At 64.7% G+C, this 11,904-nt stretch carries 9 protein-coding genes and 1 tRNA gene; 5 read left to right on the top strand and 5 right to left on the bottom strand.

Translation table 11 applies throughout. The features are described from left to right. Positions 1-7 precede the first annotated feature (7 nt). The 4 genes from odhB to yoaA all read left to right on the top strand — a co-directional run bounded on the left by odhB (position 8) and on the right by yoaA (position 5,940). The gene (gene odhB, locus ETQ85_RS08045; protein WP_148578522.1) at positions 8-1,192 is read left to right on the top strand and encodes a 2-oxoglutarate dehydrogenase complex dihydrolipoyllysine-residue succinyltransferase; all 1,185 of its coding nucleotides are present in this window, start codon (positions 8-10) and stop codon (positions 1,190-1,192) included. An 82-nt stretch (positions 1,193-1,274) separates the two neighbouring features. Further along, entirely contained in the window at positions 1,275-2,696 is a 1,422-nt protein-coding gene (gene lpdA / locus ETQ85_RS08040; protein ID WP_148578521.1) for a dihydrolipoyl dehydrogenase, read from the top strand. A gap of 111 nt (positions 2,697-2,807) precedes the next feature. After that, positions 2,808-3,920, top strand: a complete 1,113-nt coding sequence (zapE, locus tag ETQ85_RS08035; protein ID WP_148578602.1) for a cell division protein ZapE — start codon at positions 2,808-2,810, stop codon at positions 3,918-3,920. 61 nt (positions 3,921-3,981) lie between these two features. Continuing rightward, positions 3,982-5,940: a DNA repair helicase YoaA gene (yoaA, locus tag ETQ85_RS08030; RefSeq protein WP_148578520.1), complete on the top strand. Its 1,959-nt coding sequence runs from the start codon at positions 3,982-3,984 to the stop codon at positions 5,938-5,940. A 3-nt stretch (positions 5,941-5,943) separates the two neighbouring features. On the opposite strand, the gene ETQ85_RS08025 is transcribed toward yoaA, so the two are convergent. Together ETQ85_RS08025 and ETQ85_RS08020 are read right to left on the bottom strand one after the other, a co-directional pair. Beyond that, positions 5,944-6,351, bottom strand: a complete 408-nt coding sequence (locus ETQ85_RS08025; protein WP_148578519.1) for a hypothetical protein — start codon at positions 6,349-6,351, stop codon at positions 5,944-5,946. Positions 6,352-6,580: 229 nt separating this feature from the next. Next, positions 6,581-6,655 (bottom strand) — tRNA-Val (locus tag ETQ85_RS08020). Between the two features lie 169 nt (positions 6,656-6,824). Between ETQ85_RS08020 and ETQ85_RS08015 the strand changes: the two genes are divergently transcribed. Continuing rightward, a complete protein-coding gene (locus ETQ85_RS08015) occupies positions 6,825-7,658 on the top strand; it encodes a tetratricopeptide repeat protein (RefSeq protein ID WP_148578518.1) in 834 nt (277 codons plus the stop codon). Here ETQ85_RS08015 and ETQ85_RS08010 read toward each other — a convergent pair. The 3 genes from ETQ85_RS08010 to ETQ85_RS26175 all read right to left on the bottom strand — a co-directional run. Beyond that, positions 7,655-8,548: a DMT family transporter gene (locus tag ETQ85_RS08010; RefSeq protein WP_148578517.1), complete on the bottom strand. Its 894-nt coding sequence runs from the start codon at positions 8,546-8,548 to the stop codon at positions 7,655-7,657. The genes ETQ85_RS08015 and ETQ85_RS08010 overlap by 4 nt on opposite strands. Next, positions 8,545-10,530 carry a CBS domain-containing protein gene (locus tag ETQ85_RS08005; protein ID WP_148578516.1) on the bottom strand — a complete coding sequence of 662 codons (1,986 nt, stop codon included), beginning with the start codon at positions 10,528-10,530 and terminating at the stop codon, positions 8,545-8,547. The genes ETQ85_RS08010 and ETQ85_RS08005 overlap by 4 nt, the downstream gene beginning before the upstream one ends. 14 nt (positions 10,531-10,544) lie before the next feature. Next, positions 10,545-11,904, bottom strand: a 1,360-nt coding sequence (locus tag ETQ85_RS26175; RefSeq protein WP_187394635.1) for an NAD(P)H-hydrate dehydratase, incomplete at its 5' end; no start/stop codon positions are given.

Below are 11,904 nucleotides of genomic sequence, written 5' to 3'. Positions count from 1 at the left end.
AGAAAACATGCTGATCGAAGTCAAAGTGCCGCAACTGTCCGAGTCCGTCTCCGAAGCCACGCTGGTCACCTGGCACAAAAAGGAAGGCGACGCCGTTTCCCGTGACGAAAACCTGATCGACATCGAAACCGACAAGGTCGTGCTGGAACCCCCGGCCCCCGCCGCTGGCGTGCTCGTGAAGATCGTCAAGAACGGCGGCGAGTCCGTGACCTCCGGCGAGATCATTGCGACCATCGACACCGAAGCCACGGCTGCTGCCGGTGCGCCCGCCGCCGCCGCCGCTCCGGCTGCTGTTGCTGCCGCTCCGGCTGCTGCTTCCAGCGCCGCTGCGAGCCCGTCCGCCCGCAAGATCCTCGACGAGAAGGGCATCGCTGCTGGCGACGTGTCCGGTTCCGGTCGTGGTGGTCGTGTGATCAAGGAAGATGCCGTTGCCGCCCAGCCGAAGGCCGCTGCTCCGGCCGCTGCCCCGGCCGTGGCCATCGCCTCCGGCGACCGTGCCGAACAGCGTGTTCCGATGACCCGTCTGCGTGCCCGCATCGCCGAGCGCCTGATCCAGTCGAAGAACGAAAACGCCATCCTGACCACGTTCAACGAAGTGAACATGGCCCCGGTCATGGCCCTGCGCAAGCAGTACGCCGACAAGTTCGAGAAGGCGCATGGCGTGCGTCTGGGCTTCATGGGTTTCTTCGTGAAGGCCGCCGTTGCTGCCCTCAAGAAATTCCCGATCCTGAACGCCTCGGTTGATGGCAACGACATCGTTTACCACGGCTACATCGACATCGGTATCGCTGTCGGTTCGCCCCGTGGCCTGGTGGTGCCGATCCTGCGTGACGCCGACCAGATGTCCATCGCCGACATCGAGAAGAAGATCGCCGAGTTTGGCCAGAAGGCCAAGGACGGCAAGATCACCATGGAAGAACTCACCGGTGGCACCTTCTCCATCTCCAACGGTGGCGTGTTCGGTTCCATGATGTCCACCCCGATCATCAACCCGCCCCAGTCCGCGATCCTCGGCATTCATGCCACCAAGGACCGTGCCGTGGTGGAAAATGGTCAGGTCGTGGTGCGTCCGATCAACTACCTCGCCATGTCCTACGATCACCGCATCATCGACGGCCGCGAAGCTGTGCTGGGTCTGGTGACCATGAAGGAAGCCCTGGAAGATCCGGCCCGTCTGATCCTGGACGTCTGATCTTACTGACCTGAGAGGCACGGCCGCGGCGGGTTTCCTGCCGTCGCCGTGCCTTGTTTCAATCCGAACAAGGAAAAAAACAATGGCGAAGCAATTCGACGTTCTGGTCATCGGCGGTGGTCCCGGTGGCTATGTGGCGGCAATCCGTGCTGCACAACTCGGTTTCAACACGGCCTGCGCCGAATCCAACTCCTATGCCGACCCGAAGGGCGAGCCCCGTCTGGGCGGCACCTGCCTGAACGTGGGCTGCATCCCCTCCAAGGCGCTGCTGCACACCTCGCACCTGTTCGAGGAAGCCGGTCATGCCTTCGAAGAGCAGGGCATCTCCGTCGGCACCCCGAAGATCGACGTGGCCAAGATGATCGGCCGCAAGTCCAAGATCGTCGAGCAGCTTACCGCCGGCATCAAGGGCCTGTTCAAGAAGAACAAGGTCACCTTCCTGGCCGGTCACGGCTCCTTCGTCGCCAAGAGCGACGGTGGCTGGCAGGTCAAGGTTGGTGAAGAAGTGGTCGAAGCCAAGCACGTCATCGTGGCAACCGGCTCCACCGCCCGTCACCTGCCGGGCATCCCCGTCGACAACAAGCTCGTCTGCGACAACGTCGGCGCGCTGGACATCGACTCCGTGCCCAAGCGTCTCGGCCTGATCGGCTCCGGCGTGATTGGCCTGGAAATGGGCTCCGTGTGGAGCCGCCTGGGTTCTGAAGTGACCATTCTTGAAGCCATGGACAGCTTCCTCGGCGCTGCCGACCAGGATCTGGCCAAGGAAGCCCTCAAGCTGTTCACCAAGCAGGGTCTCGACATCAAGCTGTCCGTCAAGGTTGGCACCGTCACCGTCGGCAAGAAGTCCGTCACTGTCGAGTACGAAACCAAGGATGGCGCGCAGAAGGCCGAGTTCGACCGCCTGATCGTCTCCGTCGGTCGCGTGCCCAACACCGCCGGCCTCAACGCCGAAGCGGTCGGTCTCAAGATCGACGAGCGCGGTTTTGTGGACGTCGATGGCCACAACCGTACCAACCTGCCCGGCATCTGGGCGGTGGGCGATGTGGTGCGTGGTCCGATGCTGGCCCACAAGGCCATGGAAGAAGGCGTTGCCGTTGCCGAAACCATCGCCGGCCAGAAGGGCCACACCAACTTCGACACCATTCCGTGGGTCATCTACACCTCCCCGGAAATCGCCTGGGTTGGCAAGACCGAGCAGCAGCTCAAGGCTGAAGGCGCCGCCTACAAGGTCGGCAAGATCCCGTTCATGGCCAACGGCCGTGCGCTGGGTGCCGGCACCCCGGCTGGTTTCGTGAAGATGATCGCCGATGCCAACACCGACCGCATTCTCGGCGTGCACATCATCGGTTCGAACGCTTCTGAGCTGATCGGCGAAGCCGTCGTGACCATGGAGTTTGCCGGTGCGTCCGAAGATCTGGCGCGCATCTGCCACGCTCACCCGACCCTGTCGGAAGTGGTGCACGAAGCGGCTCTGGCTGTCGACAAGCGTCCTCTGCACTTCTGATCGCTGCGGGCCGGTTTTGCCGGCCCGTGCGTCAGCCGGGGGTGGTCAGGCGGTAAAATGCCTCACCACCCCTTTTCCATCCGCAGCACCCATAAAAAAAGCTTCACGACCATGCCCCATCGAATCCTCAAGGTTGCCGAACACGGCATGCTCGATGCCTACGACGCCACCCTCAAGGCGCGCGGCTTCAAGTCCGATCCGGCCCAGCGCGCCGCCGCCCAGCGTCTGCAAGGCCTGTACTCTGAACTGGTGTCCTTCAAGGCCGCCCGGCGCGGCACCATCCGCAAGCTGCTGTCGCGGCCCAAGCAGCCGAGAAGCGTATATTTCTGGGGCGGCGTGGGGCGTGGCAAGAGCTTCCTGATGGATTGCTTCTATGATTCGGTGCCCTACCAGCGCAAGCGCCGGGTGCATTTCCACGCCTTCATGCAGGAAGTGCAGAATGACCTGCAGAACTTCAATCACGAGCCCGATCCCCTGCAAAGGGTGGCCGACCGCATTGCCCGCGAGACCCGCCTGCTGTGCTTCGATGAGTTCCACGTCTCGGATATCGCCGATGCGATGATTCTCGGCCGTCTGCTCGAGGCGCTGTTCGTCCGTGGCACGGTGTTTGTGATGACCTCCAACTATCCGCCGGACGGGCTTTATCCGAACGGCCTGCAGCGCATCAACTTTCTGCCGACCATCGATTTCATCAAACGCCGCTTCGACGTGGTCGAGGTCGATCATGGCACCGACTACCGCCTGCGCACCCTCGAACAGATGGATGCCTTCCTGGTGCCCGCCGACGAAGCTGCCGACAAGCACCTGGCTGTCGATTTCGAGAAAATCGCCGGAACGAAGGGCGCTCCGGGCGAGATCGAGGTGCTCGAGCGCACGCTCAAGGTCCAGCGCCAGGCACCGGGTGTGATCTGGTTCGACTTCGAGACCCTGTGTGCAGGTAACCGCTCGCAGAACGATTACCTCGAGATTGCCCGCGAGCACCACACCCTGATCCTGTCCCGGGTGCCGAAAATGAGCGCAGCGATGGCCTCCGAAGCACGGCGTTTCACCTGGCTGATCGACGTGCTCTACGATCACCGGGTCAAGTTGCTGGTCAGCGCCGAGTGCCAGGCCTACGATCTGTACGTGGAAGGGCGTCAGGCCAGCGAGTTCCACCGTACTGTCAGCCGCCTGATGGAAATGCGCTCCCGCGACTATCTTGCCGAAGCGCACCGGGTGGAATAAGTAAATAGAGGAGTCGGCCGTGTCGCGATGGCGTAAAGTGCGCGCCGCACTCCCTTCATGAATGATGAATATCGAAACCGCCTTTGCCGCCGACGGCCCTCTGGCCACGGCCATACCCGGATTTGCCGCGCGCCCCCAGCAACTCGAGATGGCGGGGCGGATTGCGGCTGCGCTGAAGGATAACGGCGTGCTGGTGGCCGAAGCCGGTACCGGTACGGGCAAGACCTACGCTTACCTGGTGCCCGCGTTGCTGAACGGCGGCAAGGTGATCATCTCGACGGGCACCAAGACGCTCCAGGATCAACTCTTCAATCGCGACCTGCCCACCGTGCGGGCTGCGCTGAAGGTGCCGGTCAGCGTTGCCCTGTTAAAGGGGCGCGCCAACTACGTGTGCCATTACCACTTGGCCCGCAACCTGATCGACGGGCGCTTCCAGAACCCCCAGGACGCCGTGCACCTGCGTGCCATCGGGCGCTTCATGGAAATCACCCAGACCGGCGACAAGGCCGAGTGCCCCGAGGTGCCCGAAGACGCTGCCGCCTGGATGTACGCCACCTCGTCGCGGGACAACTGCCTCGGCCAGGAATGTCCGGACCTCAAGGAGTGCTTCGTCGCCGCTGCCCGCCGGGCTGCCATGGAGGCCGACGTGGTGGTGGTCAATCACCACCTGTTCTTTGCCGACGTGATGCTCCGCGACGAAGGCATGGGCGAGTTGCTGCCGTCATGCAATGCGGTAATTTTCGACGAAGCCCACCAGTTGCCCGAAACCGCCAGCCTGTTCTTCGGCGAAAGCGTGTCCACCTCGCAACTGCTGGAGCTGGCCCGCGACACCCGTTCCGAAACCGTTGCCGCCGCTCGCGACTGTCTCGATCTCATCGAAGCCACCCGCAAGCTCGAAAAGGCCGCCCGCGACCTGCGCCTGTCGGTCAGCACTGACAACGCCCGCTTCGGTTTTGCCCAGATGGAGGACAACAAGCCCTTTCAGGAGGCGGTCGAAATCCTCGACACCGAGCTGGCTGAGTTCGGTGCCATCGTCGAAACCCAGGCCGAGCGCTCGGAAGGCCTTGCCAACTGCCTGCGGCGCACCCAGGAACTGCAGGAAATCCTGGCCCGCTGGATCAAGCCCGAGAACACCGACTGGGTGCGCTGGGTGGAAGTCTTCAGCCAGTCCCTGTCGCTCAACGCCACGCCGCTGTCGATCGCCAGCATTTTCAAGCGCCAGATGGACGGCCATCCGCGGGCCTGGATCTTCACCTCGGCCACCCTCGCTGTCGGCAAGGATTTTGGTCACTACTGCCGCGAGCTGGGTCTGCACTGGGTCGAGCCGCCCATCGATACTGCTGTGTGGGGCAGCCCCTTCGACTACCCGCAGCAGGCCGTGCTGTACGCCCCGCAGAACATGCCCGAGCCGAACAGCCCGGAATATCCGGACGCGGTGGCGAAAGTCGCCTTCCCGCTGATCCGTGCCGCCCACGGGCGAACCTTTGTGCTGTGTACGTCGCTGCGCGCCATGCGTCGCATCCACGAACTGATCGCCGACGACCTGGCCCGTGAGAAGCTCGACCTGCCGCTCTTGATCCAGGGCGAAGGTTCACGCACCGAACTCCTCGAGCGCTTCCGCCGCCTCGGCAACGCCATCCTCGTCGCCAGCCAGAGCTTCTGGGAGGGCGTGGACGTGCCCGGCGATGCGCTGTCAGTGGTGGTTATCGACAAGCTGCCCTTCGCCCCGCCGGACGACCCGGTGCTGGCCGCCCGCATTGAGAACATGCAGAAAAACGGCCGCAGCCCCTTCATGGAATACCAGCTCCCGCGCGCCGTCATCAACGTCAAGCAGGGCGCCGGCCGGCTGATCCGCACCGAGCGCGACAAGGGCGTGCTTGCCATTTGCGACCCGCGCATGCTTACCAAGCCCTATGGCAAGCGTGTCTGGCAAAGCCTGCCGCCGATGCGGCGCAGCAAGCTGGAGTCGGAAGTGGTGGCGTTTCTCGAACAGCTTCCGCCGCCGGCCAGCAGCGGCTGAACGTCAGGCTGTCCTAATCGACAGATCCTCTTCGAAGGCGCCAATTACCGCGTCCTGAAGCGTTGCGTAGAACTCGCCTTCGTGTTCTGCGAAGTTCTTGTCGGTCGGTTCATCAAGGCCCTCATCCGCACAGAAACGGTAGATGAATTCGTTGTCGGGCGTTTTGTAAACCTGGAACAGGGTGTTGGAATACGCAACGGTCAGTGTATTGACCATCGCCGCCTTGTCGAAATCGTACAGCTCGCAAGCCGCATCGACGGCGTCTTCGTAGGTGTCTTCGATGGGGCTGTCGTGATAGTTGCTGTCATCGATCGCCACGCCAGCGCCTTCGTAGACATAGGCGTTGGCTTGCGGGATGTGCCAGATCGCAAAGTGTTCGTTCGAATAGAGTTTGCGTACTTGATTCGCCATCGATGTTCTCCTGAGGTCGGTTGATATTCAAGCCAGTCACATGATGGCTGCCGCCAGCGCAATGAACGGTGTGCCGCGCTGTAAGTATTGCGAAATAGCTTTGGACGGCTGAGACTGCCTGACAGCGGATCGGCGGTACAAACAAAAACAGACACTTTAAAGTGTCTGTTTTTTTGCCTTGTCAGGCCGTTAATGTATTTCAAACTACTGAAAACATTAACAAAATGTCTGGTGGGCGGTACTGGGATCGAACCAGTGGCTTCCACCGTGTGAAGGTGGCACTCTACCGCTGAGTTAACCGCCCGGTAGGTGAGAGCGCGCATTGTAGGCAGGCCTAAGGGGTGTGTCAAGGCCTTTCGAACAATTTCGTGTTTCGGCCTTCTTTTTGTGGAACTTGTGTCGGGGAGAACAGCCCATGAGCTTGTGCTGGGGCAGAATTGCCCGGCACTAAAAACATAATAATGGAGACCCCCATGAACAGAATCCGTACTTACCTTTCCCTGGCAGCTTTGCTGGCTACCTTTGTGATCCCGATGCACGCGCAGGCCGAGTTGCTTGGTGAGGATGAGCTGTCGGACGTGGTGCGCAAGCCGGCCATTGGCCTTTACAAGGGTTACGCCGAATTCAAGATGGCCCATTACGCCGAAGCACGCCAGATCTGGACGGCGCTGGCGGAGCGGGGCATGGGCGAGGCGTGGTTCAATCTGGGTATTCTTGCCGAGGATGGGTTGGGCGAGCCGAAGGATGGCCTGGAGGCGCGGCGGCGCTACGAGAAGGCTGCGCTGGCCGGCAGCCGCAACGCGGCCCTGAGGCTGGGCACGTCGCTGCAGACGAATCGCCTGGGGCCGGTGGATGTGGACGGCGCGCGGCGCTGGCTGAAGGCAGCGGTGGAGTTGGGGGATGACGAGGCGTCCGCACAACTGGCGATACTCGACGGCACTGCGGCAAAACCTGTCAGCGCCCGTGACCGGCGTCTCGCCGAGGCTAGGCGCATGGAGGCAGACGGAAGTCTGCCGGACGCACTTGCCGCTTATCGGGGGGTTGCCGACGCCGGCGACCCGCGTGGCCTGACCCGGCTGGCCTGGCTGCACGAGGCGGGGCGTGGTGTGCCGCGCAATCTGGACGAGGCGGCGCGCCTGTTCCGTCAGGCTGCCGAGGCGGGCGAGGCGGAGGGGCAATATGCGCTGTCGGTGATGCTGGATACGGGGGCTGGCCAGCCCCGTGATCCGGAGCAGGCGCTGCGCTGGCTGCGCGCTTCGGCCGCGGGCCGCTATCCGCCGGCGATCGAGGCGCTGAAGGCGCGTTAAGGCTTGCTGGCGGCCTGTTGCAGGGCCAGCCGGCGGCTGTCGATGGCGATGAGGGCACCGGCCACGCCGATCACCAGCATGCCGCCCAGCGCGACGCCGTCGGGTAACTGGCCGAAAGCCAGCCAGCCGAACAGCGTGGCCCATACCAGTTGCACGTACAGCATGGGCGAAAGCAGCGACGCGGGGGCTTCCCGGAAAGCCCGGTTGAGCAAAAAGTGGGCGCCGCCGGCGAGCAGGCCCATGGCGCCCATCAGGGCGTATTCCAGCCCTGTGGGAGTGGGGCCATGATCGATCCACGGCATGGCGGCGGTCATGCCGGCGCAGCCGATCAGGGCCGAATAGAACAGCAGGGTCACCGGGGTTTCGGTGGGTGACAGCTTGCGGGTCAGAATCTGGTAAAGGGCGTAGGCCACGGCGGCACCGAGGGCGAAGACAACCCCTTCGGGAACCAGTCCGCTGCCCGGTCGGGCGACCAGCAGTACGCCGCCAAAACCCAGTACGACCGCCACCTGACGCAGGCGCCCGATGCTTTCGCCGAGCAGCGGGCGGGCCAGCAGGACGACGATCAGTGGCGAGGCGAAGATGATGGCGGTGGCTTCAGCCAGCGGCATGAGCTTGAAGGCGGCGACGCCACCCAGACTGGTGGCCAGCAGCAGCACGGCCCGCGCCACATGCAGACCATGCCGGCGGGTCACGAACAACCTGCCGCGCAGGCTCGGACCGAGGAAGACCAGCATCAGCAGCAGGTGCACCGTATAGCGTGCCCACACCAGCAGCGGCACCGGAAAGCGGGCGCTCAGGTGTTTGTTGATGACATCCAGCGTGACGAAAAGGACAAGCGCGATCATGGCCAGGCCAATGCCCAGCAGCGGCCGTTGGGGGGCGTTCATTTGCCGAGGGTGAAGAAGAAGGTTGTGCCTTCGCCAGGGGCACTGCGGGCCCGGATGTGTCCGCCATGGCGCCGGACGATGCGGTGAACGGTGGCCAGGCCAATGCCGCTGCCCTCGAATTCGGCGGCTGTGTGGAAGCGCTGGAAGGGCGCAAACAGCTTGTGCGCGTCTGCCAGATTGAAGCCGACGCCGTTGTCAGTGACAAAATACTCGGTCTCGTCCTTGTCCATCCGGCTGCCGAAGTGAATGGTGGCATCGCTGGTGGGGCGGGTGAATTTCCAGGCGTTGCCGATCAGGTTTTCGAGCACTGTGCGCATCAGCACCGGGTCGCACTCGGCGTGCATGTCGCTGTCGATGTCGATGTGTACCTGCCGCTCAGGGTCGGCATGCTGCATGTCCTGGGCAATGCTCAGGGCCGTTGCGGACAGGTCGGTGTTGCGGCGCAGCAGCGGTTTGCGGATGTGGCGGGACAAGTCGAGCAGATCGTCGATGAGGCTGGCCATGCGCTGGGCTGCTTCGCGCACCCGACCGAGGTGGCCGAGGGCTTCGCTGCTCAGTTCGTCGGCATGCTCGTCCATCACCAGGCTGGAGAAGCCCTCGATGGCGCGCAGTGGCGTGCGCAGGTCGTGGGAGACCGAATAGCTGAAGGATTCCAGCTCGGCGAGGGTTGCGCTGAGTTCGTCGGTGCGCCGGGCGACCCGTTCTTCGAGGGAGGTGTTGAGGGCCTGGACGGCTTCTTCGGCAAGGATCCGGTCGGTGATGTCGCGCCCCACCACCACCAGCATCTGGCGGCTGCCGTCCTGGTTGAAGACCGGTTTCTTGATGAAATCCAGATAGCTGAAGCTGCCGTCGGCACGGGGCAGCCGTTCGATGTAGCGATAGCCTTCCGGTGCGCCCCAGGCGCGCTCGTTGGTCGCTGCGCAATGGAGCAGGTTGCTGGCCAGGGCGGGCGCGGCGATGCGGGACAGGGTCAGTTCGTCCTGACCGACGTAGTCTTGGCCGGTGAGGCCGAAGAGGGTCAGGCCGGCGCCGTTGGTGACCATCCAGTTGCCGGCGCTGTCCTTCACGACGATCACGTCCGGCGAGGCCTCGATGATGCGGCGCAGGCGTTCTTCGCCTTCCCGCTGGGCGAAGCGCACGCGCTGCTCGATGAGTTCCTGTTCCTGCTCGGCGATGATCTCGCGCAGGAAGGTGACGTAGCGGCCTTCCAGGCTGGTGACGATGTCGTGTTCCGACAGGACGCCGACCAGTCGCTTGTCGCGGGTCACCAGCAGGTGGCGGATGCCGGCCTGCTGCATGGCTTGCGCGGCAGACCACACCGACGCGCTGGTGGGCACGCTGAGCGGGTTGCGGGTCATTACGCTCGCCAGCGGAATGTCCTGGATCCGCACGCTGCGGGCCAGCAGGCCGGTGAGGTCGTGAAAGGTGAACACGCCGACCGGATCGCCACCGGATTCGACGACCACGCAGCCAATGTTGTGCTGGCGCATCTGGCGGATGGCCTGACGAACTGTGGCCGTTGCGGGAAGCGTGTGGGCGCGCGGGCTCATCACGCTGCCGACGGTTTCCAGATGGGCGAAGTGCTCCATGCCGAGGGCCGACAGCAGCGCTGATTCGGAGATCAGGCTGCTCGCTTCGCCGGCCTGGTCATGCAGCAGGATGTGCCGGGTGCCGTGGCGGACCAGCAGGCGATAGGCCTCACGCAGGTCGGTGCTGGCGTGGCCCACCGGCGGATTGGCGTCGCAGGCTTCGCCGAGCATCAGGCTGGCCGGATCGGCTTCCAGGCAGGCGCGGGCGGCGCTGCGTTCGGTAATGATGCCGACGCAGCGCTCTTCGCACATCACGATGGCGCCGGAGGCGTGATGGTCCAGAAGCGCACAGAGGGCCGCGGCCAGCGGCATTTCGGCAGCCAGCCGCAGGGTGATGGGTGACGGGATGTCGCCCAGGGTGGTGCTCGGTGCATGCTGGAGATGGAGCGGCATGGAGTGGGTCCGGCTCAGCGCGGCGGGCGGATCCAGCTATTGAAGCAGCTGCGGGCGGCAGGCGCCAGGTCGTCGGCGAGGAGGCCGCTGTCGATGTTGTCGGCGGCGCATAGCGTGTTGCCCGCCAGTCCGTGCAGATGCACGCCGGCCAGTAAGGCGTCGCGAGCGCTCCAGCCACGGGCGAGGAGGGCCGCGACGATGCCGGTGAGGACATCGCCCATGCCGGCGCTGGCCATGGCCGGGTTGCCGGTGGTGTTGATCCACCACTGGCCGTCCGGACTGGCGATGACGCTGCCGCAGCCCTTGAGTACTACCCACGCCTTGAAGAGCGCGGCGATGCCACGGGCCGCAGCGATCCGGTTGCCCTGCACATCGGCGGTGCTGCAGGCCAGCAGGCGCGCGGCCTCGGCCGGGTGAGGGGTGAGTACGGTGGCACTGTTGCGGTTGGCGAGGCCGGCTTGCAGGCGCGTCTCCCGGGCGACCAGGTTGAGGGCATCGGCGTCGAGGATGAGAGGCGTGGCCTTGCCTATTGCTGCGCGCACGAGGGTCAGGGCAGCGTCGGACTGGCCGAGACCGGGGCCGACCGCGAGGGCGCCGAGGCCGGGGTCGGCGAGCAGGCTGGCGGCGGCGCGGAACATCAGTTCCGGACGCAGGATGTCCACGCTCAGGGTGCCGGGGTCGAGCAGGCCGAGGAGTACCCGCCCGGCGCCCAGATGCACGGCGGCACGCCCGGCCAGCAGCGCGGCACCAACCATGCCCGGTGCGCCACCGATCAGGGCCACGTCGCCATAGCTGCCCTTGTGGGTGTTGCGGCGGCGCGGTTGCAGGCGTTCGGTGAACAGGGCCGGGCTGACTTCCCGCCCGGGGGCGGGGGCCAGGGCTTCCACGTCGAGTTCGAGGCTCGCCAGATGCAGTGCGCCGCACAGGTCCGGTCCGTCGAGGGTCAGCAGGCCGGGTTTGAGGGCGATGAAGGTGACCGTGTCGGTGGCCTCGATGCAGGGGCCGAGGCGTTTGCCGGTATCGGCATCCAGCCCGCTCGGAATGTCGAGGGCCAGGCGCGGACAGGGCTGGGCGTTGAGGGCCTCGATCCATTCTGCGTAGAGGCCTTCGGGGGGGCGCTGCAGGCCGATGCCGAAGAGGGCATCCACCACCAGTTCCCAGCCGTCCGCGGGCGGGGCCGGCATGTCGGTCGTGATCTTGCCGCCCTCGGCGAGCCAGGCGGCCCGGGCCGCGGCGGCATCGGGGGGCAGGCGGGTCGCATCGCCGGCAAACGCGACCGTTACCGGATGACCGGCGCAGTGCAGATGGCGTGCCAGCACGAAGCCGTCGCCGCCGTTGTTGCCGGGGCCGCAGGCGACCAGCACGGCGCCGGGC

This window comes from Zoogloea oleivorans (assembly GCF_008107625.1).
Lineage (GTDB): Bacteria > Pseudomonadota > Gammaproteobacteria > Burkholderiales > Rhodocyclaceae > Zoogloea > Zoogloea oleivorans.
Note: the sequence above shows the minus strand (reverse complement) of the source record. Positions and strands in the feature narration are given on the sequence as shown.

Excerpts from the sequence above, each read along its gene's own strand:
- odhB (WP_148578522.1), top strand. The coding sequence starts at position 8 with ATGCTGATCGAAGTCAAAGTGCCGCAACTGTCCGAGTCCGTCTCCGAA.
- lpdA (WP_148578521.1), top strand. The coding sequence starts at position 1,275 with ATGGCGAAGCAATTCGACGTTCTGGTCATCGGCGGTGGTCCCGGTGGC.
- zapE (WP_148578602.1), top strand. The coding sequence starts at position 2,808 with ATGCCCCATCGAATCCTCAAGGTTGCCGAACACGGCATGCTCGATGCC.
- yoaA (WP_148578520.1), top strand. The coding sequence starts at position 3,982 with ATGATGAATATCGAAACCGCCTTTGCCGCCGACGGCCCTCTGGCCACG.
- ETQ85_RS08025 (WP_148578519.1), bottom strand. The coding sequence starts at position 6,351 with ATGGCGAATCAAGTACGCAAACTCTATTCGAACGAACACTTTGCGATC.
- ETQ85_RS08015 (WP_148578518.1), top strand. The coding sequence starts at position 6,825 with ATGAACAGAATCCGTACTTACCTTTCCCTGGCAGCTTTGCTGGCTACC.
- ETQ85_RS08010 (WP_148578517.1), bottom strand. The coding sequence starts at position 8,548 with ATGAACGCCCCCCAACGGCCGCTGCTGGGCATTGGCCTGGCCATGATC.
- ETQ85_RS08005 (WP_148578516.1), bottom strand. The coding sequence starts at position 10,530 with ATGCCGCTCCATCTCCAGCATGCACCGAGCACCACCCTGGGCGACATC.